The organism is Arthrobacter sp. 05T45 (assembly GCF_056395875.1).
The window spans coordinates 60662-85110 of record NZ_JBFTKI010000004.1; the positions used below are offsets into that span (position 1 = coordinate 60662).

The window sequence follows — 24449 nt, forward strand, 5'->3', positions numbered from 1 at the left end:
AATCGAACGGCTCGTCCACGGCAGCAATCCTGCCCGGGTCATCGTTAGTGCTTTCTCAGGTTCCTGGCCGGTCTTGCTGGCGTGGTCCTCACTTCTCAGCAGGGTACGGCGACGGCGGCCTGAGCCGGCGCGGGCTCCTCCTGCCATCAATTGCGGCGGCCAGCATCGGCGCGCATCCGCCGTGGCCGGCGGCGTTTCGCGGCCGGTAATGTCGCTATCGGTGCCTGAACGTCACGTTGGTCCCGATCGGCGCAGCGGCGATCGGCCTCGATCCCAGCCTCGAGTAGTCGTCTTTGGATTCGTCATCGACCCGGCGGTTGCTGCCTCCGTCGACAGAAGCATGAACACGCCCAACTCTTAGCCAGTAATGACCCGCGAGGGACTTCCTCGCGGGTCATTACTCCATCCGGCTAGAGCGTGGAGTTGTCGATGACGAAGCGGTAGCGGACGTCGGAGGCCAGGACACGTTCGTAGGCCTCATTGATCTTGCTGGCCGGAATGACTTCGATCTCAGAACCCAGCCCGTGCTCGGCGCAGAAGTCGAGCATTTCCTGGGTTTCGCGGATGCCGCCGATCATGGACCCGGCGAAGGACCGGCGGCCGGTGATGAGCGAAAACGCGTTGACGGGCAGCGGCTCGGCCGGCGCCCCGACATTGACCAGGACGCCGTCGAGGCCCAGCAACTGCAGGTAGGCGCTGATATCGATAGACGCGCTGACCGTGTTAATGATCAGGTCGAAAGAGCCCGCGAGGGCCTCAAACGTCGTGGGGTCGCTCGTGGCGTAGTAGTGGTCGGCCCCCAGGCGCAGGCCGTCTTCCATCTTCTTCAGGGACTGGGACAGTACCGTGACCTCGGCACCCATGGCGTGGGCGATCTTGACGGCCATGTGTCCGAGTCCACCCAGACCGACGACGGCGACCTTCTTGCCCGGCCCGGCTTCCCAGTGGCGCAGCGGGGAGTAAGTGGTGATCCCCGCACACAGCAGGGGCGCGGCGGCATCGAGTTCCAGGGCATCCGGGATCCGCACGACGAAGTCCTCGGCCACTACCACGTGGCTGGAGTAGCCGCCCTGTGTGATGGAGCCGTCACGGTCCACCGCACCATAAGTGCCGGTGTTCCCGGCGAGGCAGTACTGCTCCTCACCCTTCAGGCAGTTGACGCACTCGCGGCAGGAATTGACCATGCAACCGACGCCGACACGGTCTCCGATTTTGTGGCGGCTCACTTCTGTGCCGACTTCCGTGACGATGCCGGCAATCTCGTGACCGGGTGCGAGGGGGTACTGTTGCGGTCCCCAGTCGCCGCGGACGGTGTGGATATCGGAATGGCAGATCCCGGCGTATTTGATCTCGATGAGGACGTCGCGCGGACCGACCGCCCGGCGAGTGATCTGGGTGGGAACAAGGTCCCCGGATGCGGATGGGGCAGCGTATGCGGTGACGGTTGGCATGATTCTCCTGGTGTGGCCGGTCAGACGAGACAGGCGTGGCTGGTGATGTTCGACCCGAACAACGGGGTTTACCAGTTTTGGCGGGTAGGGGAAATGATCAGATCGTTGACGGTGGTGTTGGCTGGTTGGTTGAGGGCGTAAACCACGGCGGCGGCCACGGCCTCAGGCGTGATGGCCAGTGCGTTGAGCTCCCTGGCTGCCTCGCGTCCCGCAGGATCGTCCACTTTCTCCGCCCAGCCCGTATCGATGACGCCGGGGCTGATAGTGCTGGACCGGATTCCGTGATGAACGCCGAGTTCCTTTCGCATGCTCTCCGTAATGGCATGGACGAAGAATTTGGTGGCGCTGTAGACGCCTGCAGACTCTCCGATCTGATGACCGGCGACGGAGGCCATGTTGAGGATGTAGCCGGAGTTCTGGTCCAGCATGGATGGCAGGACGGCCTGGATGCCGTTGAGGTACCCGCGGATGTTGGTGTCAATCATCCGGCCCCAGTCGTCAACGGCCAGATCCTTCCATGCGGAGAACAGCATGAGTCCTGCGTTGTTTACCAGGATGTCCAGCCGGCCGAAAGTCTCGATGGTGTAGGCAGCCAACTGCTGCATGTCAGCGGCATTTGTAACGTCGGTGACCCGCGAGGTGGCGGTGCCGCCAGCCTCGTGGATCTCTGCAACCAGCGCACTGAGGCGGGCTTCGGTTCGGGCCCCGAGGACCAGCTTCGCCCCCTCTGCGGCCAAGGCCTTGGCGGCCGCGGCACCGATGCCTGAGGATGCGCCCGTGATGATCACGACTTTGTCTTGCAAGTGGTTCATGGCGAACTCCTAGTGCTTGCGCCGCTGTACGGCGTAGCCGTACTGTTCGGGCCATTGGGGATCCAGGCCAAGGGCCTGGGCGGCCTGCTGCGGCCAGTACGGGTTGCGCAGGAGCTCACGACCGAGGAAGACGGCGTCTGCCTGTCCCTCACTGAGGATCTCCTCCGCCTGATTTGCGTCGGTAATCAGGCCGACGGCGCTGGTGGGGATGCCGGCCTGGTCACGGGCCTGGGAGGCGAAGGGAACCTGGTAGTTGGGACCTGCCGGGATCTTGGCGTCACGGACCATGCCACCGGTGGAAACGTCAAGGAAGTCAACGCCATGGGCGTGAAGTTCCTTGGCGAGGCGTACCGTGTCCTCGCTCGTCCAGCCTTCGCGAGAGTCGTCGTCGTTCTCCGTCAGCCAATCGGTGGCTGATGTGCGGAAGAATACCGGAAGCTTCTCGGGCCAGACTGCCCTGACGGCGTCCACGACTTCCAGCGCAAACCGCATCCGGTTTTCAAAGCTGCCTCCATAGGCGTCAGTGCGGTGGTTAGAGACAGGTGACAGGAACGAGTTGATCAGGTAACCGTGAGCTCCGTGGATCTCGACGACGTCGAAGCCTGCCTTCGCCGCTAGCCTGGCAGACTCAGCGAAATCGGTGACGAGTTGTGCGATCTCTTCGATGGAAAGCTCCTGCGGAGTGGGCAGCCCGTTGAAGGGCTCCGGGCTGGGAGCGACAGCCTGCCAGCCGCCAACACCCTCGGCCAAGTAGCTGTCGGAGATCCAGGGCTTGTCCACCGAAGCCTTTCGCCCTGCATGGGCCAGCTGGATTGCCGGGACTGCACCGTAGGAACGGATGGCGGCGGCAACGCGGGCGAAAGACTCCTGCTGGCGTTCGTTCCACAGGCCCAAGTCCCACGGACTGATACGCCCGTCAGGACGGACACCAGTTGCCTCAACCATCACCAGGCCGGCACCACCGGCGGCGCGGCTGGCTAGGTGCGCCACGTGGAAGTCGGTGGGCACGCCTGTTTCGGGGCCCTCAGAAGCCGCGGAATACATGCACATCGGGGCCATCCAGACTCGATTCGGAATCTCCAGATCCCTAAGTTTCAACGGCGCGAAAAGATTGCTCAAGGGAATTCTCCTTCTCTTGGACTGATGGAGGACGAGCGCCGGCGTTGTGCACCGGACTACCGTAATACGATAATCCTCGTAGTATGGAGGTTGTCAAACTACGATGATCGCCGTACTTTGAATGATGGGAACCGAAGAGAGGGCAAAGACCATGCAGCACGTGGAAGAAATCGCCGGGACGGGGCGCTTACTGACTCACCCGAAGCCCGAAGAGATTCGCATTGAGAACGTGCTTCACGCACTGTCCGACCCCATCCGGCTGCGCATCGTACGGGAGCTGGCCGACAGGCACGAGGACATGGCCTGCGTTGCCTTCGGACTTCCAGTCAGCAAATCGACAGCCACGCACCACTTCCGCGTGCTCCGCGAAGCGGGCATCATCAGGCAGCATTGTTACGGCACTTCCCGTGTCAGCCGGCTGCGCCACAACGACCTCGATTCCCTGTTCCCTGGATTACTGGCCGCCGTGCTGCAAGCGGCAGGTCGTACGCCGCAACCTGGGGCAGCCCCGGCCCAAACGTGACACTCAGAACGGGCTATCAAGTCGTGTGGGTCGTCGCGCAGAAGACTCGGATCCAAAAGGCCTTTGGCTGCCGGGAAGGTGCGGTCATCACGCCGGCATAGCCTGATGCGCCTTGGTTTCAGGCAGCGACGATGCAGCCTTCCATGGCACAGGCTTGTCTGTGTTTTCCCCATTCCGTCGGATGATCATCTGCGGGAGAGCGCCCACGGATTGTCCAGCGCTCCAGGTAGTTCTCGATCTGTGCGGCGTGGAGTGTTGTCGTTGCATCAGTCCGAAGTCGCTCGGCGGCCAGAGAGAGCAACTTAACGGCCGCAACGATGGTGGAGGGGTTTTCGAGGCCCTTTTGTGCAGCGTCTTCCCACGCGGATGAACCCTCGCAGATGTCTCGCGCCTTGCCGGCGGTATTAGTATCGGATATCAGCGCGGCGATCACGGCAGCGGGCACCGCCCACCAGCAGCCAGGCTGAGCGTCCAGGTATCTGACTTCAAAGTAGCCCCGGGGCCGAACATGTGGGAACAGCGTGCTGAGATGCTGTTGCAGATCCTTGAGGTCGGCCGGGGGGCGGTCAGGAACTGCCGACGTCCCCATGAGCAGCCATTCACGGAATGTGAGCCCGGCCGGAGCTCGCCAATGGCCTTCCGCTCGACGAATCATCATCAGAGGGGCGTCCAAGGCCCACTGGGCATACGCTTCAGCCGGATTATCCTGTGTTGTGGAATGTGGGACGCCTGTCCGGGAAGGGTCCAGGGCGAGCCATGCGGCAAGTCGTGTGCTCTTCCAGCCGCTTCGTCGGCCACCGATCCAGGCGGAGTTGGCGAACGTTGCGGCCAGGGCCGGACCGATCGCATAGAGGAGATTCCAGCGCTCACGGATTTCGGCATCACTCGTGCCTGCTTCGATGTTTACCTGCAGTGATGCAGTGGAGCACATCATGGTCGAGCCTGCCGGCGCCCAGGGCTGAAAATACTGCTCCATGGCCGCGTAGCGGGGTGCTTGCGTGATCCGCTTCGGTTCCCGGAAAGGATCCACGCCCTCGCCAATCAGGGAAGCTCCAAGTTCTGCAGCCCGCTGTCGCAGCGCACCCAAGCTCCGGTGCACGGATTGAATGATCTGTGGGAGGCCGGCTTCCGGGTGCGAGCTGAGCTCAAGCTGCCCGCCGGGTTCCAGGGTCAGGCTGCCAGCAACTTCCACGTTCCTCAACTCCGAGAACAGCCGCCGGTAATTGTCTTCAGGGAACGGAAGCTCCAGGGATGGATCTCCGGCGCGGCCCACGAGGAGTTCGAGTTCAAGTCCGATGCGCCCTGTGGGGCCGGGTGTGAAGCATGTGCTCTGGATCCAGTCCTCGGCGTCACAGACCGTCAAGGGCTGTTCCTGCTGACTCATGAGGTTGTGCGTTCTGAGCGGCGGATCTCGTTGGAAGTCACGGGTTGGGTTTCCTCTCAAGAAAGGGTTGGGTGGGCCGCAACTATGTGCCGGCGCACCCAACCCCCCAATAGCGCGCGCATGCGGCACGCGGGCCTGGTCAGGCGGGGATGTCGCCGTCGTAGCGCTCCGCGCCGGGGAGCGGGGTAACCCACGGCTGGGCGGACTGGCACCAGACCTCGACCGTTGGCTTGAGCCACGAGGTGTCGTTCAGGGTCCCTGCTTTGACGAAAGCCAGACCCGGCATGGCGTCGATGCGGCCGACGATCGGCGAACCGCATTCCGAGCAGAACGAACGGTTGGTGTTGGTCTTGTGCTCAGCGCCGACCGTGATGAAGGTCTTCACCGCGTCGCCGGTGATCGTTAGCTTGTCGTCATCTACGCCGATGACGAGGGAGTATGCACCGCCGGTCTGGCGCTGGCAATCGGTGCAGTGGCAGACCGCTGTGAACTTCGGTTCGCTGGCGATGGTGTAGGTTACCTCGCCGCAGAGGCATTGTCCGTCGAGTTTCATGTGTGCTCCTTGTTCGTCGTTGGAGGGGAGTTGGTGGAGTCTGGCCGCCGAGCCTGCGTGGCGTCGATCACATCCTAATATGAAACAATATCGTATTTCATAATTCTCAAAAAGGTCTTGATCTCACCCCGGGCGCGCCCTAAAGTGAAACATGAATCTGTTTCAGATTCTTCCAGAATTCGACAAGACACGCAGCACGACAGGAGAGAGCACATGGGAGTATCCATCGCGGAAGGTAAGAGTGCGATCAAGCCCTCAGACTTCAACGGACCATACGGACTGCTCATTGACGGCGAAATCGTCTCGACGGCAGAGGGCTTCGACGTCCTCAATCCAGCCAACAACACAGTCCTCGCGAGTGCGCCCCAAGGCACCCGGGAGCACATGGAGCGGGCCATTGGGGCGGCAAAGCGGGCTTTCCCGGCCTGGTCCGCCCTGACGGCTGACCAGCGCGAAGAGATCATTGTTGACTTCTTCGAAGCACTGGGGGCGCAGAAGGATGAGTTCATCACCCTGCTCTCGCTTGAGCAGGGGAAACCCCGCCACAACCAGGCCACGTTTGAGGTGAACCTTGCCAACCCCTGGATTCCGAATACTGCCAAGTCGAGGCTTGAGAACAAGGTTCTTGAAGAAGATGACGAGCGCCGCGTCGAGCTTCGCCGCTCCCCCCTCGGCGTCGTGGGCGCCATCATCCCGTGGAACTATCCTTACCTGCACGTCCTCTGGAAGACCGTCCCGGCGCTTATCACGGGCAACACGGTTGTCCTTAAGCCGTCCCCATACACTCCGCTTTGTGCACTGCGGATAGGCGAGTTGGCTGCGCAGGTCTTCCCGCCCGGCGTCTTCAACATCGTGACAGGCGGCAACGAGCTTGGGCAGATCCTGACCGAAAGCCCGGACGTCGGAATGATTACCTTCACGGGTTCAACGGCAACTGGCACCAAAATCATGGCATCGGCCGCCGGCACCATCAAGCGGGTGACCCTGGAGCTCGGCGGAAACGACCCCGCCATCCTCCTGCCGGACGCAGACTGGCAGGAGGCCGTGCCGCAGGTCTTCGCTGCGGCCTTTGGAAACTCCGGCCAGTGGTGCATCGCGGCCAAACGCATTTACGTCCACCGCTCCTTCCACGAAGACTTCGTCCAGGCGTTCGTGGACTACGCAAAGACGCAGAAGGTCGGCGACGGAATGGATCCCGCCAGTGATCTCGGCCCCATCAACAACCGCATGCAGTATGACAAGCTTCGCGATCTCTTCGACGACACCCGCCGCAACGGATACGACGTTCCGCTCGGTGGAACCATCGACGAGTCCCTGGAAGGCAACTTCGTCCCCGTGACGATCGTCAACAACCCTCCCGAAGACAGCCGAATCGTCCAAGAGGAGCCTTTCGGCCCGATCGTACCAGTCCTCGTGTACGACGACGTGGACGACGTTATTGAGCGTGCCAATGCCACCGTATTCGGATTGGGCGCCACCCTATGGGGTCGTGACAAGGTCCGCGCCCTCGAGGTGGCCGACAGGATCGAGTCGGGCAATGTATGGATCAACCAGGGACAAAGCCACCCGGATCATGCGCCGTTCGGCGGACACAAGCAGTCCGGCCTGAGCGTAGAGCACGGTGACGAAGGACTCGCGTCCCACACCAACAACAAGACGGTCGTGATCCGAAAGCGCTAGCGCGCTCGATCGCGCGAGGGATGGCCGCTGTTCCTCTGGACGGGGGCTGTCCCGACCCGTGAGAAGTAGCTGAACCCGCAGCACCAAAAAACACCCTCCGGGATGTCGTCCCGACACCCGGTCAGCCAAGGAGAAACCATGCCGAAAAACCTCAAGGTCGTTCCCACCGAGGAATACGACCAGATCGTTGCCACCGTCCAGAAATATGTTGAAGGCCTGCGAACCGGCAGCCCCGAAGGAGTGGCCGAAGCATTCCATGCAGAAGCCACCATGTACGGCTTCACCAACGGCCAGCTCCTGGGCGGCACCATCCGAAACCTCTACGACTTCGTCGCCGAGAACGGAACCGCCCCCGACGTCAAGACGCGGGTGGACATCATCGGCATCACCCAGACCACTGCAGTCGTCAAGGTCGACATGGAAAACGATGCAATCGGCGCCGACTACACCGACTTCCACACGTTGCTCAAGCAGGACGGCGAGTGGAAGATCATCGCCAAGGTCTACCACCAGTACGAGGCCTAGGCACGCTGAAGCGGAAGGGAGGCCGGCTCTGCGAGGGCCTCCCTTCCTTGGCACGCATGAGCTGACCACTCGTGGGTGCCAGTGCGGGCAACTCGGCCAGACCCGTAGAATTCTTCCCCTCAGGCGGCACAGTGATCGTCACGACCGAAGGCCACACTCGTTCTACGGCCCGGCCGGTGGCCTCGCTCGCGGTCGCCATGCTGGGGGTTCTTCGTCATCGCCCTGGATGCTCAGATCGTCAATGTGACCCTCACGGACATCAGTGAGGGTCTCGGAGGCGGCCTCTCGGGACTCCAGTGGATCGTGACAGGGTACATGAAGTCCGGCCCGACGGCATCCCGGTTCACCGACGAGGACGGCAAACTCAAGACAGAGCACAAGTTCATGTCAGACAAGACCCTCTCCCGCGTCCAGGAACTGCGTCCCCTTGCCGATGACGCCGGCCTCAGTATGGCTGCGTTTGCAGTGGCTTGGGTGCTGCAGAACAGCAACGTCTCTGCTGCGATTGTCGGAGCCTCTCGGCCCGAGCAGCTCATCGATAATGCCAGGGCCGCCGACGTGAGTCTCGATACGCAACTGCTGGCAAAAGCCGACGACATTCTGGGTCAGGTCGTGGAACGTGACCCGGCCAAGGTCGAATCCTTCCTCGAACGCCCCTGATTCGCCAGCGAGCCCCGGCCCAGCCGATGAACTGCTCCCCGAAAATTGGACTGCAATATCAGTTCTGACTCTCGGGGAGCAGTTTTTGTGCAGGACAGCGTTTCGATATCGGAGGAACAGCGCAAGGCCGCGGTGGCGTTGTGTGAGACCGCCCGGGGCGCCAAGTCCGTAGCCAGAAGGCTTGGAGTGGGACCTCGACTGCGCCCCCGCCGGACTCAATGGGCGCCTCCAAAAAACCCTTCTGAAAGAATGGGCGGCATAGGGTGTGTTTCACCGCGCCGACCATTGGAACGGCTCATGGGCTTCGGCCACGCGGTGTACCGGGCAGAAGATCCCCGCTTCCAGGGCGCAGCCACACTCTCGTTTTGCCCACTGAACGGATGAGCATCTGCCGCAACTCGTGCCACGCATCGAGAGGACTCGACGTGCCGAAGCCTCCGGGGACGCCCAGCAGCGGCTGGGGGCCAAGGACAGCTACTACGCGACATGCCCTCTACTGCCATCAGCGACCTGCCCGCGCAGCAGGCCGCAGGCCATTGGCGGAGACGCGGTTGGGTCGATGAACGGGTTGGGTCAATGTGCATTGACCCGTGACGGGGCTCGCGCATCCTCCAGGCCAACTTCCGCGCAGGGTCGCCTCAGCGGAAGTTGGCAGAGCAGTGTTGTCACCGCGGCACCGTTGCGTCCATCGGTGATACAAAGGACTGAAACATATTCATCTTTTGATTCTGTGAGTTGGGGTATCGGGCATGCTTCAGGCAATAGGCAATTTCGGAAGTGCCGCCGGACTCCGAGCGAACCCCTTAGACTGGCCTAAACGCAGGGGCCCGACGGTCCCGCGAATACGAAGCTGTCTGGAGGGGACGCCACAATGAGCCAAGCTGCGGAGCGAAAGGCGGACAAACAGCACCCCGCCCCAATCCCAGACAGGGATCTATCCTTGGCGCCTGCAAGCACGCCGCATTCACTGTCAGAGCTCATGACAGGAGCATCAGCTACAGTGGGCGCCCACCGAACAGCCGTTCAACGGCGTAGCCGGTCCAAAATGGAGAACGTTATGGCCGCAGCCACCGACCTTCTAGTTGAAGGCGGTCCCGAGGCCGTCACCACGACGAATGTTGCCGCGCGCGCGGGAGTGTCGGTCGGTTGGCTATACAACTTCTTCGACGGTCGGGAGGCTCTTCTGGAAGAGATCCTGGTGTCCTGCCTCCAAGGTCTTGACAGCCGTCTGGAGCAAGTGCAGTTTGAGCTGAGTGGCCCTGAGTGGAGGAAGAAAGCCGAGGCTGGCGTTGATGCTCATATCGATTTCTTCAACGAGACCCCGGCCTTCCGCGCCATCTGGTTCTCTACGGAGTTTACGGGCCGAATGATCCGTGCGAACCGTATGCACGACAATGAACTGGCTGCCTATCTGGCTCGGAGCATTACGGACGTCAGGCCGGCAGCACCTCAGGTTCCATTGGACGTCGTAACCCAGATTTTTGTTGGCATGCTCGACAAGGGCTTTGACCTTGCCTACAGGGAATCTCCCGAGCACGGTAACGAAGCCCTGCTGGAAGAAATGAAACGATCAAGCATCGAATATCTGGCCACCTATCTTCCTTAGGACGTTCGCGCCGGGCTTCATCCCGGCGTACGAAAGAAATGCCCGGTCGGGGTATGGCGGATTCTAGCGGTCGACTCTTCTATGTCTGTCAAGCCGCGTTCATCGCTATGGCCGCCGCGTTGAGCGTGCGGTAGATGCGGCGGGCCAGGTAGCGTTTGATGCAACGACGAATTTCCCTGTCCGTACGACCGTCGGCGCGGCGCTTCTCCACGTACCCGCGGGTTTCGCCGTCATGGGTCATCCTGACGACCGCGACCATGTGCAAGGCACTGTTCAGGGACCGGTCACCGCCCCGGTTCAACCGGTGCCGGACAGTGTTCCCGGAGGACGCGGGGATCGGATTTACCCGGGCCAGGGAGGCAAATGCTGCCTCGTTACGGACCCTGCCCTCGTGCGACCACGCGGCGAGACACTTCGCGGCGCTGATCGCCCTGAACCCCGTCTCCTCCAGTAACGGTGAGGCCTCGCTGACCTTCACCAGCTCGTCCAGCTGGTTCTCGTTGGCCGTGAGTTGCTCATCCAGCGCCAGGACGTGTTTGGCCAGCCGCACGGCCTCAGCACGGGCAATGGACAAGGAAAGCTCTTCCTCGCGGGAACGCCACTTTGAGACCTCGCTGATCTGGGCGCCTGTGAGCTTCTGGCGGGCATTGATGCCCAGGTCATTGCCGTGCACCAGTGCGTTGAGCGCGTTGACCGACCGGGTCCGGTCCTTGCTCATGGATCCCCGCGCCGTGACGAGGATCCGCACGCCCTGGCGGACCCCGTCATGAAGGCGTGGTCGGCGCAGCTTCTCCACCGGCAAGGGCAGCACGGCCATGGCGATCCGGTGGGCGTCCAGGGCATCGGACTTGCCCACGCCACGGCGCTTCTTGGCACCACTCTGCAGGCGACCGCTCCCGAGCCTGGCCGGCTCCCCGTCCAAGTTCAGCCGGGAATCGGCCGTAGGCAGTAGGAATCCGAAGTGCCCGTCGTCACCGTTCCCCATCGGGGCCCGGAAGTTCTCACCCCGACACCCGTGAAGTCCGAAAGTTCCAAGAAGTGTGCTCAGCGCATTTGAAGCACATGGCGGCAGCGACAGTTGTTAGTACGCGCGACTCGTGAAACGCCCGGGGGGATACGGCGTGCCGAATCCTCCGGCGACACCCAGAAGTTCCGGGCAGGCAAGGACAGCTACTACGACCAATCCCCGGCCGGGACCGGAAACGCCGAAATCGCTGGGACTGCTGCGCCTGATCGATGCCCTCACCCAGATGTTGCGTGCTCTGTCCTCCAGCGCGCACGCGGACCGAGCGAGCAAATGATTGCACGCTTCCTGACCATCACTGAACCCAACAGCCGTCCGGGATGAGCACCAGACGGCCGAGAACGAAGGTGGGAGGCGCATGGCCGCGAAACCTCCCTGCCTAAGCCCTGCGGCTCATCCTGATTCGCGTCGAAGATCGTTGAAGCATCGATGGGGAGTTGCTGGCCATGGTCATTTGGTCGACGGCCCCACGCAAGCGGCCTCCGACGTGCAGGGAGCTAGCCCAAAGAATACTAGCCCCACAAACCTGAAAATTATTCAGCTTTCGTCAATATAACTGTGTGTTACGCCACACTCCGGTAACTCTCGCGGGCGCTTCGAGGCGGCCGGGCCAGCCTATTGCCGAAACGTGATCGATACCTCATACTCACAAATACGAAACTAGAACTTGTTTCACTTGTTCTTAGATACTTCCTGCCGACAACGGCCAGGAACCCTATCGATACGAGGAGACGCTACCGGTACCCTCCGGCGCTAACTCAACGACCAATCGACACTTCCCGCCGGATCGAGTTGGTTGCAAACCTCAACGACCTTCGGTTTAGCCCCACGGCAGACCGGAATTGCCTCGAAGGACCGCTCATGGAAACCCCCAGCACGCCCATCCTCACCACGGAGAAATCTGAGCCTAAAGAGGTACATCGCCTCAAACCTGGCTCCCTCGGACTCGTCGGCATTCTCTTGCTGGCCTTCTCCAGCGCCGCCCCCCTGGTGGGCTGCCTGGGAAACATCCCCCTTGCCGTCGCGTTTGGCAACGGCGTCGGCGCTCCCGCAGGGTTCATCGTCGCAATGGTTGTGCTCCTTTGCTTCGCCGTCGGCTACGTAGCCATGACCAGGCGGCTGAGCGCCACAGGCGGCTTTTATAGCTTCATCAGCAATGGTTTGAACAAGCCCCTCGGCCTCGCCTCGGGACTGTCCTTGATGCTCGGGTACCTGTGCGTCCAGGTGGCCGTGCTGGGTGCGATCGGTTACTTCGGGGCTGTTGCACTTGAGCAGGCCGTGGGGATCAAAATCCCGTGGCTCGTGATCGCAGGCCTAGCACTTGTGCTCGCCGCCGTCGCGTCCTACTTCGGGGTGGAGCTCTCCGCGAAAGTCCTCGGCGTACTCTTCGTCTTCGAAATCGCCATCCTCGCCATTGTCAACGGTGCGATATTCATCAACGGCGGCCCCGAAGGAGTCAGCCTCGAGCCGGTCAATCCCGTGAACGCCTTCGGCGGCATCGCCCCGGGCATCGGGATCTTCTTCGCCTTCTGGTCCTGGCTCGGGTTCGAAGTAGTCCCCAACTATGCCGAGGAGGCCAAGAACCCCAAAAAGCTCGTACCGCTGGCAACCTACCTGGCGGTGCTCGGCATCGGCCTCATTCTGTTCATCACGGCATGGGCAACAATCACCGGATTCGGCATGGGCCGTGTTGTCGAGGAAACCACCGGACAGTTGGGCCAGTCCTACATCTCCCTCGCCCACACCTATGTGGGAGCGTGGGCCGCCGACTGCATCAACGTACTCGTTATCACCGGGTGCTTCGCATCAATCCTTGCCTTGCATCAGACAGTCTCACGCTACATCTATGCCATCGCACGCGAAGGCGTACTTTTTCCTAGCAAGCTCGGTCACACCCATTCCCGCCACGGAAGCCCGCACCATGCGGCCGTTGCCACCTTCCTCGGCGCAGCGTTGATCCTGGGACTCTTCACTGCCTTCTACTTTGCAGCCCCCTCAGCCCAGGAATTCGCAGGAAACAACTTCAACACGGCGGCATATTCTGAGGTGTTCGGCTGGTTCGCCATCGCCTGCACCTTCTGGGTCATGCTCAACCAGATCCTCTGCTCCATCGCCACAATCCGTTACCACAGCCTGCCGGCACACCGTGAGCACGCCCACTGGTGGCGCACCATGGTTGCCCCCGGCATCGGAGCCGTCGGACTGACCGGCGCCCTGTACCTGCTGTGGTCAAATCTCAGCACTCTCGGCGGCGACATCATCTGGGTCAGCCTCATCCCCTGGTTCTGCATCGGCTGGTTCGTCTTCAGCCTCCTCATCGCCTTCTGGCTGCGGTCCAACCGCCCAGCAGCGTACGAGGGACTCGGACGCGTGCTGTCAACGACCGCCGACGACGCATAGAGCAACCTCCGGCGAGCACTCCGATGCTGCCTGCCAGGGCTCCACGACCCTGTCACGCTTGATAGCGGTGCGGTGTGCCGCGCGGGAAAGGGATACATGACTACGTTGAGCAGGCCGCGGGCAGAGCCAGCGGAACGCAAACCGGGAGGCAATGAGGCCCTGCGGAACTGGATGCTGTTTGGTTTGCAGGACAGCAAAGGTTCCCATCAGGGGCCTGGAGCTGTCACTTCAGCACATTTGAAGAAGCACTCCTGGTGGCAGGTGATGTGCCTGACCGGTGTCGACTACTTTTCGACCCTGGGTTATCAGCCGGCGATCGCCGCCTTGGCTGCCGGGGCGATCGCCCCCCTTGCCACGCTGGTGCTGGTGGCCGTCACACTGCTGGGGGCGCTGCCTGTGTACCGCCGGGTCGCCGGGGAAAGCCCTCGAGGTGAAGGCTCCATTGCCATGCTCGAGCGCCTGATGCCGCGCTGGGGCGGCAAACTCTTCGTCCTGATCCTGCTCGGCTTCGCCGCGACTGACTTCATGATCACCATGACGCTCTCTGCCGCGGACGCGACAGCGCACATGATTCAAAACCCAATGGCTGCCGGCTGGCTCCAGGGCCAGGAAGTATCCATCACACTGTTCATGCTCGCCCTCTTGGCCGCAGTGTTCCTGCGCGGCTTCGAGGAAGCCATCGGCTTAGCAGTCGTCATAGTAGCCCTGTACCTCTGTCTGAACGTCGTGGTGGTGGTCGCGACACTCATTGAGGTGTTCACCCACCCAGTGGCAGTGGGCGATTGGTGGCGCATTCTGTCCACATCCCAAGGCGACCCGCTCATGGCAGCCGGCATCGCCCTGTTGGTCTTTCCCAAACTGGCACTGGGCCTTTCAGGCTTCGAAACCGGAGTAGCGGTCATGCCCCAGATTCAAGGCCACGAAAGCGACACCGAAGACAACCCCGCGTGCCGAATCAAAGGCGCCCGCAGGCTGCTCACAACTGCCGCTGTGATCATGAGTGCGTTCCTAATCACCACCAGCTTCATCACCGTAGTTCTCATCCCGGCTCAGGAGTTCCAACCCGGCGGCCAGGCCAACGGGCGCGCTCTGGCGTTCCTTGCCCATGAATATTTGGGAAACGGATTCGGTACCGTCTACGACTTGAGCACTATCGCCATCCTCTGGTTCGCCGGAGCCTCCGCCATGGCCGGACTGCTGAACCTGGTCCCGAGGTACCTGCCCCGATACGGCATGGCTCCGGGATGGGCCAGGGCAGTCCGGCCTCTGGTGCTCGTATTCACTCTAATCGGGTTCCTGATCACATTCCTCTTCGGGGCCGATGTAGACGCGCAGGGCGGTGCGTATGCAACCGGTGTACTGGTCCTGATGACGTCTGCTGCGGTTGCCGTGACCTTGTCTGCCCGTCGACAAGGCCAGCGTAAACGCACCGTCGGCTTCGGGGTTATCGCTGTGGTGTTCATCTACACTACGATCGCGAACATCTTCGAGCGCCCCGAAGGCATCAGGATCGCCGCCGTGTTCATCCTGGGGATCATCGTGATCTCGTTCCTCTCTCGGGTCCGACGTTCCTTCGAACTGCACGCGACACACGTCCACATGGACAGGCAGGCGCAGGAGTTCCTGTCTGAGGCGAGGGGCGGACCACTGGCGATCATTTCCCATGAACCGCTGCGCCTGAGCGCGAACGCGTATCGGGACAAACTAACCTCCGCGGCCGAGGTCAGCCATCTGCCGGTGGACTACGAGACCGTGTTTCTGGAAGTGATCGTGGATGATTCATCTGACTTTGAGACGGACCTGGAGGTCCGGGGTGTGATCCGGCACGGCTACCGGATCTTGGAAGTCCATGGGCCAGTTGTGCCTAACACGATCGCTTCGGTACTGCTGCACATCCGTGACATGACAGGGCTGATGCCGCACATCTACTTCCGCTGGACTGAAGGCAACCCCCTTACGAACCTGCTGCGCTTTCTGTTCCTGGGAGAAGGCGAAATCGCACCGGTCACCCGCGAGGTGCTGCGCGAAGCCGAGCCTGACGTCACCCAACGACCCTGGGTGCATGTTGGCTGACGGGCTGAACGTTGTCCGGAGCGGAGCGCCGTTTCTCAGGCAAGCAAGCGCTATGACCACCCACCAACAGCCTGTAAACCACAGCTGCTGGTTCCTTCGTAAGGCATTCAAACTGATCACTGCGGCAGAAGACCATAACTCTCATGCCCTCTATAGAACTTCTCGGAGTAACTCATGTCGATAACTAACCACGCTCACGCCGTCCAGATCGAGATTTCTGACGCTTCCCAGCTACAAGGGAGGCTCACCGACGCAGTCAACAACCTGGTCCACATCGCCATGGAGCATAAATGGGGCATTCTCGTCACTCGCCACAACGATGGTTCGTACACAGCTGCGATTGACCCGAGCGTGCCATTCGGTGAAACCCAAGAGACCGGCAGATAGGGCACGGGATAGGGCCCCACTTGATCATCAGTCAGACGAGACGGAATATCCCTGGGTAACAGACAGTGACGACACCCATCGTCCGACGGCCTGCAACACAGGTTTCAAGACGGCAGGGCGTCGTAAATCTTTGTCCCCTCAGCCTGCGAAACAATTTACACTCGGGTCGGCCGATATTCACGGCGGCAGGACAGGGAATTATGCCCTCTGCACCTGGGCCACTGCCCCGGCCAGACCGCCCCCACCAACGAAAAGGCACCGGCCAGGCCCGAAACCGCTCAGGTAGCCGTGGCGGACCCTGCCCCGGCCGCCCCGGTGCAGGCAGAGTGGTTCCTGCCCCGGCCCCCGCTGCCCCGGCCCCCGCTGCCCCGCCACCTGCTGCACCCGCTCGCGCACTGCAGCACCAGCCGCCGCCTACTACGCCAACTGCGCCGCGGCCAAGGCCGCCGGCGACAAAGACGGCGTCGCCTGCGAAAAATTGGCCAAGCAGTCTCAGGGCGGATACCCCACACCACTCGTGCAGGGCATCCGCTGCTGAAACGATCCCTATTCTATGGACCCCCGAAGACATTCCCCTCGGGCGGCCCGGATCGGCTGTACTTGGGTTCGATGTGTCGGCAAGTCTTGTGCCATTGTTTTGTAAAGCTGCACGCCTACGAACAGGCATTGAGCCTTTGAGTACCGGCAGCGAGACTTCCTGGGAAGGGAATGACGTGACTCGATTCCGTTTGGCCATCCTTGACGACTACCAGCAGATCTCCGGGGCTTACGCCCCGTGGGATTCACTGCTCGACGACGGGGTGAAGGTCTCGGTGTTCAGCGCACCGTTCGTGTCGGAGGAGCAGGCGGCGGCGGCGCTGGCATCCTTCGACATCGTGGTGGCCATGCGCGAACGCACACGGTTCCCGCGGCGGGTCCTGAAATTGCTGCCGAACCTGAAGCTCCTGGTCACCACGGGTGCTGCGAATGCAGCCATCGATATTGAGGCAGCTTCTGAGCGCGGCGTGTTGGTGTGCGGAACGGGCGGCTCGCCGGCTGCCGCACCCGAGCTGACGTGGGCGTTGCTTCTGGCCTTTGCCCGCAACCTAGTTGTGGAGGAGAACTCGCTGAGGGCAGGCGACTGGCAGACCGCCGTCGGATTTGAACTAGAAGGCAAGACACTAGGAATCGTCGGCCTCGGCAAGATCGGGCAGCGGATCGCGGGCTACGCCAAGGCCTTCGGCATGGACATCCTGGCGTGGAGCCAGAACCTCACGGCAGAGGCGGCCGCAGCTGCCGGCGCGCGAAAGGTCAGCAAGGACGAGCTGTTCCGGGAGTCCGACGTCGTCACCCTGCATTTGCGGCTATCCGAGCGGACCGAGGGGACTGTCGGCGAGGACGAACTCAGGCTTCTTGGTCCCGACGGCGTGCTGGTCAATACCGCGCGCGGTCCGCTAGTAGACGAAGCGACGCTCATCCGCGCGCTGGAGGAGGGCTGGATCCGGGGTGCCGCGTTGGATGTGTTCGACCAGGAGCCCCTTCCCGCCGGGCACGCCTTGCTGCATTCACCGCGGGCCCTGCTCTCGCCGCACATCGGCTACGTCACGCACGAAAGCTACCGGCAGTTCTACGGAGGGGCCTTCGAGGACGTGAAGGCGTGGTTGGCGGACGCGCCGATCAGGACACTAAACAGGTAGCGCTGACGTAGGTGTGACGTAACCCATGACGGGTGAGTACGGGTAAGAGTCTCGGCGCGCAAATTGCCCGTTGTCCGCACCACGAGCTGTCCGGCGCGCCACTCCCCCACAGGCAGAGACTGCTGATAGCGGCTAAAGATGCCTCTCTGGACTCTCCACTGCCTCCATGTGGCAGACGAAAGGTCCATTATCGGCGTTTTCAAGGTGCTGGGGTGATCTGTCCGGGATCGATCCGGCAGCCACGAGGGCGCGCTAGACGATATGAGGTAGCCGGGTTTTTCGGGCTGGAACCTCCTTTTCAAAGCGGGACGTGGGTTGCCTGCCAGACTTGGCGGACAGGTAGAGCCACATTTGAAATTGGAGGTTCCAGCTATGTTCGAGCGTACAAGCGTCGGCCTGGATGTCCATGCCCGTTCTGTTGCCGGATGCGCTCTGGACGCGCAGACCGGCGAGATCATTCCGCACCGGTTGACTCCGGATTATGCTGAGATTCTTGCCTGGATCGTGTCTCTTCCGGCCCCGGTGCGGGTCGTCTACGAGGCCGGCCCGACGGGTTTCGGGCTGGCCCGGTTTCTGCTGGCCGCCGGGATCGACACGCTCGTCGCGGCCCCGTCGAAACTCCAGCGTCCGTCCGGTGACCGGGTTAAGACGGACGCGAAGGATGCGCTGCATCTGGCCCGGCTGCTGAAACTGGGCGAGATCACCGCGATCAGGGTCCCCGCTGCGGATCAGGAGGCGGCCCGGGACCTGGTCCGGGCCCGGGAAGATGCCCGCGGGGATCTGATGCGTTCCCGGCACCGGATCTCCAAGCTCCTGTTGCGTCAGGGCATCGTGTATTCCGGAGGGAGGGCTTGGACCGGCACCCACGAACTCTGGCTGGCCCAACAACGCTTCGATGCCCCGGCCCTGCAACTGACCTACGCATCCTCTCTGGAGGCAATGCACGAGATCCTGGACCGGCGCGACCGCCTCGACGAGGCCATCACAACAATGGCCTACCGGAGCGAATACACGCCCGTCGTCCGGTCGCTGGAGTGCCTGCGCGGGATCTCGACCCTGACCGCGTTCGGTCTCGCCTTGGAAATAGGCGACTGGAACCGGTTCACCGGCTCCACGATCGGCGCATATCTGGGCCTGGTCCCGACCGAGCATTCCTCCGGGGCATCCCGGTCCCAAGGCTCGATCACGAAAACCGGCAACACCCACGCGCGCCGGCTCCTCGTCGAGGCGGCCTGGCACCACCGCAGACCATACGACCATCCATCCCACCTGATGCGGTCCCGATGGGAAATGGCCAGCCCGGATGCCAGGGCCCGGGGTCATGCCGGCAACCGGCGCCTCCACAACCGCTGGATCAGTTATCTCGAACGCCGCAAACGACCCGTCATCGCGAACGTCGCCATCGCCCGGGAGCTCGCCGGCTGGTGCTGGTCTCTGGCTTCCAGAACGGACCAGCCCAGCCAATAACCAACTAGATTCCGCGCTCGGCCAGCCCGGGCACGGACTGCCGGAACGTCCCTGCGGAGCGGTTTCTTGCAGCGCGTGGAGTAAACCCGCGATTCGACTATGGGCAGCCGGAAACGGCCATGCCCGACATAGCTAGACCAGCGGTAACCTCCAGCCGAACACTTCGTCCTGCGGTAACCAACCCGCGCATATCAGTCTGACCGCGCCGTCGCCATTGACACGCTGACCACCCCCGCCAGACACACCGGCAAGCAAAATGAGAAGCGGTCCCGGGCAACCCAACCCGGGACCGCTTCCCCACGCCCTTGACAAACGATCACTACATATCAGTCGAGCAATCCCACGATGTAACCGACAAAGTACAGCAGCGACAACAGGACCACTGCCGCGATCCCGGCCATCCAGAGAATCTGGGTACCCTTCGTCGTGCCGTTCTCATCGTGACCCTGCGGCCCGGCCGTCGAGGCTTCGCCCAGAGGGGTCTCGCCTGGTGGCACTCCGCCTCCCGGCTCCAAACCAGTGATCTTGTCCTAATACGGGTCGGGATTGCTTCCTGACACGTTCACTCCCTTGGTCGCAGTCCTGATGCTTTGATCAGGGTAACGGGCGGCGGTGGTCTGGCCCAGGCTGCGCGGGCCTCGATTCTGGGCTTGGTCCTCGCCCACCCCGGGACCTGATTTGCTGATCCTTAGCCAGATCAGCTCATTCACCGCCCTGCTCATCTGGAGTCCGCTCACGCCGCCGATAGCCGTGATTACGTCAAGCTGTGTCCTCCGATCGCGGTATGCGTCAGTGGCAGCCGCAGGAGTTTCGGATGCGCAGGTGGGTGGGGAAGGTCCGGTGTTCCGGCTTCTCTCCGCGTCGGGCTCCGATAAGTGCTGCGACGGCGGCTTCGGCCATGGCCCGCGCTGGTTGTTCCACGGTGGTCAGTGCCGGCCAGCTGTACTCAGCCTCCGCGGAACCGTCGAATGAGGCCAGGGCCATGTCCTCGGGCACTGATAGGCCGGCTTCCCGGAGTGCACGAAGGATGCCAATGGCCTGCATGTCCGAGCTGGCGAAGATTGCGGTCGGCCTATTGGCAGAGGCCAGCAGCCGCTGGCCGGCGATGTAGCCGCCGTCGCGAGTGAAAAAGCTGCGTACGATGGGTCCTTCTGGCAGCCCAGCCTCGGCAAGGGCCTGCAGCCAGCCCTGTTCACGTCCGTCAAGAAAATTACCGGTGTTCGTGCCCATGGCCAAGGCGATGTTCGTATGCCCGTGGCCGATGAGATGGTCCACGGCGGATTTTGCTGCCGCCACCCTGTCCACGCCCATGCTGTTGAAACCGGGTGTTTCGGCATCGTGGTCCAGCAGCACTGCAGGGATTTCGTCCGATTCCAGCTCCGCGAGATCTGGCTCGAACAGGACGCTGGACAAGATCACGCCGTCCACCTGGCGCGCGGCGAGGTTGCGGATATTCCGTCGTTCCTTGGTGAGGTTCCCGTCAGAGTTCGTCAGGAGCAGGGCGTAGCCGAGTTCTGCCGCCGCGTCCTCCACGGCGCGGGCCAGGGAAGCGAAGAACGGGTTGCTGTTGTCCGGGATGATGAGGCCGATCGTCTCGGTCGAGCCCAGCTTCAACGCCCGCGCTGCGGCGTTGGGCCGGTACCCCAGGAGGCGGATGGCTTCCTGAACCTTGGCTTCCGTGGCTGGGGCGACCTTTTTGGGACCTTTGTTGACGACATAGCTGACGACGGCGGTGCTCACCCCGGCGAACCGGGCGACGTCCTTGCGGGTCACCTGGGTACGCGGGGCGGGCACTGCGGAGGTAGTCATGAGGTCCATGCTAGCTAGAGGGAGGCCGGGGCATCGCCGAAGTCCCGAATGGGCAGGCGTTCACCGTTGTTGAGGGCCGATTCGTGGGCCACGATTCCGGGCAGGGTGAACCGCGCCGCGGTCCAGGCGTTGACCGCCGGAAGCGCGCGGTCATTGACCGCAGTGACGAAGTCGTCAACGAGGAAGTGGTGGCTGCCCTCGTGCCCGTTCGGGGCTCCCCGGAATTCCTCCGGGAGACGGCTGCTGTCGTGGACGGGCGCAAGGCCAGACACGAAGGCGTCGCGGAGCTCGGGCGCCACGTTTGCCAGTGAGGGGTCATCGACGGACATGCTGGGGCTGGACTCCATCTGTGCCGAAATGTCGTGGACGTTGGCCTTGTCCTGCCACACGGTGACCGTGGCCAGCTGTTCAAAGCTGGCCTCTGTGCCAAAGAACCTGAATCGGGACTCCCTGATGTGGGACGGGTAACCCACGCGGCGCATCTCGTTGGTCCGCATCGCGCCGCCGTCATTCAGTTCGAAGAGGGCCGTGGCGTTGGAAAAGTCGTTGTCGAACATGCTGATGTCCTTGTCGAAGACGCCGTCGTTGCGGTCGTCCTTCACCCCGACGCAGCTGACGCTGATTGCGTGGGCGGGGATGGCGCCAAGGACTCCGCCGATCGCATGGGTCGGGTAAAGCATGGGAGGGTAGCTCGCTGTTTCCTTCCAGCGCTCACCTCCGCTGTGCTGATAGGCGTCGTAGAAGCCGAGATCCATGTCGTGGACATAGTCACCCTCGGCGTAGAAGACCCGGCCGAATTTGCCGGCGGCATGCTGCTTCCGGGCATATACGGTGGCGGGATTGTAATAGCTGGTCTCCCCCATCATGTAGACGTTCCGGGTTTCCCGGACAGCATTGATGATGCGGGCAATTTCGTCCTCGGAGACCGCCATGGGCACCGCCGAGTAGACGTGCTTACCGGCCCGGAGGGCCTGCACGACGAGGGGGCCGTGGGTCCACCGTTGGGTGAAGATGGCGACGGCGTCGACGTCTGACTCCAAGAGGTCCTCGAAACTGTCTTTCGCCCCGGCAAGGCCATGCCGCTCGATCACTTCGGCGGCCCGCTCGGGCCGCTCGTCCACGACGAAAACTTCGCTCACCCCCGGGTGCAGATTGAACAGGTGCGCGAACTGGCCACCGAACTGACCGGCACCCACTACTCCAATGGAAAACGTCATTGTTTCTCTTCTCTACACGGATTCAGCTGTTCTTGAGATCTTCCCGCAGATATCTACTCGCGTCAATATCCAGCATCGACAGCACGAACTTTGCTTTAAATATTAGGAGGCGGGGTTGCCAGTCGACTTCTACCCGTGTAGATTCAGTGGCGATTGTTAGTCACATCACATCTTCAGGAAGGGTCGACGATGACCACCCTTACCAAGCACCCACCCGCCGCAGCGCATAAAGCGCCGCAGCGACCCAGCCGGGTCCGTGGCATGGCCAAACTGCGCGACCTGAGAGTCGCGCTGCTGTTCATCCTCCCGGCGATGATCGGCCTCATTGTCTTTTGTCTGGTCCCGACTATCCGCGGCGTCTACCTGAGCTTCACCGAGTACAGCCTCCTGGGTGAGCCCGAGTGGATCGGAATCAAGAACTACACGGCGATCTTCCAGGACGAGCTGTTCTGGAACGCTCTGGCGGTGACCGTCCAGTACGTCGCCATCAACATCGTCTTCCAGACCGTCATCGCCCTCGGCCTGGCGCTGCTGATGCACCGGGTGGCCAAATCCACGTTCATCCGCGGAGCCCTGCTGCTCCCGTTCCTGGTGGCCAACGTGATTGTCGCCCTGTTGTGGTTCTGGATGCTCGACTACCAGATCGGCATCGTCAACGAGATCATCAGCTGGATGGGACTCCCCCGAATCGCCTTCTTCGGCAGTGAACAGTGGGCCATCCCCACCATCGCCTTCGTCAACGTCTGGCGCCACATGGGCTACACCGCCCTGCTCATCTTCGCCGGCCTCCAGGCCATACCCCACCATGTCTACGAAGTGGCCGCCCTGGACGGAGCGTCGCCCACCAGGACGTTCTGGAGCATCACCATGCCGCTGCTGCGCCCGGTCCTGGCACTTGTTCTGGTGGTCACCGTCATCGGATCCTTCCAGGTCTTCGACACCGTCGCGGTCACCACCGGCGGCGGTCCGGTCAACGCCACCCGCGTCATCCAGATGTACATCTACCAAAAAGCCTTCGGCGAATCGGACTTCGGGTATGCCTCCGCCCTGTCCGTCATTCTCTTCGTGATCCTCGCACTCGTGGCCTTCATCCAGATGAAGTTCCTCAAGGGCAGCGAAACGGATCTGGACTAAGGAACCCCTGCCATGACCACTCATACACCCACCCGCAAAGCCCTCAACTGGCACCGCATCGGCGCGTGGGCCATCATCGCCCTCGCGCTGGCCGTCACCATCTTCCCGTTCCTCTGGATGCTCCGCACGGCCCTCTCCAGCAACCACTCGCTGGCCTCAAACTCCGGGAATCTCCTGCCGGCAGACTTCTCCTGGGGCGCGTTCAAGCGTGTTTTTGGAATGCAGTCCACCGAGGAGGCCCTCGCCGACGGAGGTTCCGGTGCCGCCATAGATTTCTGGCTGTACCTGCGAAACTCGATAATTTTTTCCACCGTCACTACCGCAGCCCAGGTCTTTTTCAGCGCACTTGCCGCCTATGCCTTCGCCCGGCTCCGCTGGCCCGGACGGGACAAGGTCTTCTCCGTGTTCCTGGCCACCATGATGATTCCGGGGATCTTCACCGCCCTGCCCAACTTCCTCCTCATCAAGAACCTGGGACTGCTGAACACGTTCGCCGGACTAACACTGCCCTTTCTGTTCATGTCCGCGTTCGCCATCTTCTTCCTGCGGCAGTTCTTCCTGAGTATGTCCCGTGAGGTGGAAGAGGCAGCCATGCTCGACGGAGCCAAGCACCTGCGCATCTTCTTCCAGATCGTCCTGCCCAACGCTGCCGCACCCATGGCCACCCTCGCGCTGCTGACCTTCATCGGCCAATGGAACGAATACTTCTGGCCACTGCTGGTCGGCAATGACGAAAACGTCCGCGTCCTCACCGTGGGCCTGAGCGTCTTCAAATCCCAGTCCCCCCAAGGCGCCCCGGACTGGTCCGGACTCATGGCCGCCACCATCGTTGCGGCAGTGCCCATCCTCATCCTGTTCCTTGCCTTCGGCAAAAAAGTGGTCAACTCCATCGGATTCTCCGGCATCAAATAGACCGCTCCCCCAGCCACTTACCCCTCCCTCCACTCCA

19 protein-coding genes and 1 pseudogene are annotated in these 24449 nt (G+C 62.1%); 11 read left to right on the top strand and 9 right to left on the bottom strand.

The annotated features are described in order from the left end of the window. Positions 1-410: 410 nt before the first annotated feature. From AC1DGD_RS06415 to AC1DGD_RS06425, 3 genes are all read right to left on the bottom strand, one after another. Entirely contained in the window at positions 411-1451 is a 1041-nt protein-coding gene (locus AC1DGD_RS06415; protein ID WP_476856276.1) for an NAD(P)-dependent alcohol dehydrogenase, read from the bottom strand. Between the two features lie 68 nt (positions 1452-1519). Then, complete coding sequence (locus AC1DGD_RS06420) at positions 1520-2263, bottom strand: SDR family oxidoreductase (protein ID WP_476856277.1); 744 nt, start codon at positions 2261-2263, stop codon at positions 1520-1522. Positions 2264-2272: 9 nt separating this feature from the next. Next, positions 2273-3382, bottom strand: a complete 1110-nt coding sequence (locus tag AC1DGD_RS06425) for an NADH:flavin oxidoreductase/NADH oxidase (RefSeq protein WP_476856278.1) — start codon at positions 3380-3382, stop codon at positions 2273-2275. A 160-nt stretch (positions 3383-3542) separates the two neighbouring features. On the opposite strand from AC1DGD_RS06425, the gene AC1DGD_RS06430 reads away from it, so the two are divergent. After that, a complete protein-coding gene (locus AC1DGD_RS06430) occupies positions 3543-3905 on the top strand; it encodes an ArsR/SmtB family transcription factor (protein ID WP_476856279.1) in 363 nt (120 codons plus the stop codon). A 118-nt stretch (positions 3906-4023) separates the two neighbouring features. Here AC1DGD_RS06430 and AC1DGD_RS06435 read toward each other — a convergent pair whose 3' ends face one another. Next, entirely contained in the window at positions 4024-5289 is a 1266-nt protein-coding gene (locus AC1DGD_RS06435) for a glutamate-cysteine ligase family protein (protein ID WP_476856280.1), read from the bottom strand. Between the two features lie 139 nt (positions 5290-5428). After that, on the bottom strand, positions 5429-5842 hold the full coding sequence (locus AC1DGD_RS06440) for a GFA family protein (protein WP_476856281.1): 414 nt from the start codon (positions 5840-5842) through the stop codon (positions 5429-5431). Positions 5843-6055: 213 nt separating this feature from the next. On the opposite strand from AC1DGD_RS06440, the gene AC1DGD_RS06445 reads away from it, so the two are divergent. The 4 genes from AC1DGD_RS06445 to AC1DGD_RS06460 all read left to right on the top strand — a co-directional run bounded on the left by AC1DGD_RS06445 (position 6056) and on the right by AC1DGD_RS06460 (position 10313). Next, positions 6056-7522, top strand: a complete 1467-nt coding sequence (locus AC1DGD_RS06445) for an aldehyde dehydrogenase family protein (protein ID WP_476856282.1) — start codon at positions 6056-6058, stop codon at positions 7520-7522. A 138-nt stretch (positions 7523-7660) separates the two neighbouring features. Then, the gene (locus AC1DGD_RS06450) at positions 7661-8047 is read left to right on the top strand and encodes a nuclear transport factor 2 family protein (protein ID WP_476856283.1); all 387 of its coding nucleotides are present in this window, start codon (positions 7661-7663) and stop codon (positions 8045-8047) included. Positions 8048-8290: 243 nt separating this feature from the next. Next, positions 8291-8707 carry an aldo/keto reductase gene (locus AC1DGD_RS06455; protein WP_476856284.1) on the top strand — a complete coding sequence of 139 codons (417 nt, stop codon included), beginning with the start codon at positions 8291-8293 and terminating at the stop codon, positions 8705-8707. A 1057-nt stretch (positions 8708-9764) separates the two neighbouring features. After that, positions 9765-10313, top strand: coding sequence for a TetR/AcrR family transcriptional regulator (locus AC1DGD_RS06460; RefSeq protein ID WP_476856285.1), 549 nt, complete (start codon positions 9765-9767; stop codon positions 10311-10313). Between the two features lie 88 nt (positions 10314-10401). Here AC1DGD_RS06460 and AC1DGD_RS06465 read toward each other — a convergent pair. Then, positions 10402-11187 (bottom strand): annotated as a pseudogene (locus AC1DGD_RS06465) (transposase); the annotation flags it as partial. A 1011-nt stretch (positions 11188-12198) separates the two neighbouring features. Between AC1DGD_RS06465 and AC1DGD_RS06470 the strand changes: the two are divergent. The 4 genes from AC1DGD_RS06470 (at position 12199) to AC1DGD_RS06485 (ending at position 19340) form a co-directional block, all read left to right on the top strand. Next, on the top strand, positions 12199-13737 hold the full coding sequence (locus AC1DGD_RS06470; RefSeq protein WP_476856286.1) for an APC family permease: 1539 nt from the start codon (positions 12199-12201) through the stop codon (positions 13735-13737). A 96-nt stretch (positions 13738-13833) separates the two neighbouring features. Continuing rightward, the gene (locus AC1DGD_RS06475; RefSeq protein ID WP_476856287.1) at positions 13834-15810 is read left to right on the top strand and encodes an APC family permease; all 1977 of its coding nucleotides are present in this window, start codon (positions 13834-13836) and stop codon (positions 15808-15810) included. Between the two features lie 1100 nt (positions 15811-16910). Beyond that, a complete protein-coding gene (locus AC1DGD_RS06480) occupies positions 16911-17873 on the top strand; it encodes a D-2-hydroxyacid dehydrogenase family protein (protein ID WP_476856288.1) in 963 nt (320 codons plus the stop codon). Between the two features lie 372 nt (positions 17874-18245). Next, positions 18246-19340 carry an IS110 family RNA-guided transposase gene (locus AC1DGD_RS06485; RefSeq protein WP_476856289.1) on the top strand — a complete coding sequence of 365 codons (1095 nt, stop codon included), beginning with the start codon at positions 18246-18248 and terminating at the stop codon, positions 19338-19340. A gap of 326 nt (positions 19341-19666) precedes the next feature. Here the strand turns inward: AC1DGD_RS06485 and AC1DGD_RS06490 are convergent, their stop codons facing one another. The 3 genes from AC1DGD_RS06490 to AC1DGD_RS06500 all read right to left on the bottom strand — a co-directional run bounded on the left by AC1DGD_RS06490 (position 19667) and on the right by AC1DGD_RS06500 (position 22366). After that, positions 19667-19864, bottom strand: a complete 198-nt coding sequence (locus tag AC1DGD_RS06490; RefSeq protein WP_476856394.1) for a DUF6480 family protein — start codon at positions 19862-19864, stop codon at positions 19667-19669. 265 nt (positions 19865-20129) lie between these two features. Continuing rightward, entirely contained in the window at positions 20130-21149 is a 1020-nt protein-coding gene (locus AC1DGD_RS06495) for a LacI family DNA-binding transcriptional regulator (protein ID WP_476856290.1), read from the bottom strand. Between the two features lie 14 nt (positions 21150-21163). Beyond that, complete coding sequence (locus AC1DGD_RS06500; RefSeq protein ID WP_476856291.1) at positions 21164-22366, bottom strand: Gfo/Idh/MocA family protein; 1203 nt, start codon at positions 22364-22366, stop codon at positions 21164-21166. A gap of 189 nt (positions 22367-22555) precedes the next feature. Here AC1DGD_RS06500 and AC1DGD_RS06505 point away from each other — a divergent pair, with 189 nt between their 5' ends. Together AC1DGD_RS06505 and AC1DGD_RS06510 are read left to right on the top strand one after the other, a co-directional pair. Beyond that, positions 22556-23500: a carbohydrate ABC transporter permease gene (locus AC1DGD_RS06505; RefSeq protein ID WP_476856292.1), complete on the top strand. Its 945-nt coding sequence runs from the start codon at positions 22556-22558 to the stop codon at positions 23498-23500. Between the two features lie 12 nt (positions 23501-23512). Next, positions 23513-24412, top strand: a complete 900-nt coding sequence (locus AC1DGD_RS06510) for a carbohydrate ABC transporter permease (protein ID WP_476856293.1) — start codon at positions 23513-23515, stop codon at positions 24410-24412. Positions 24413-24449: the final 37 nt, after the last annotated feature.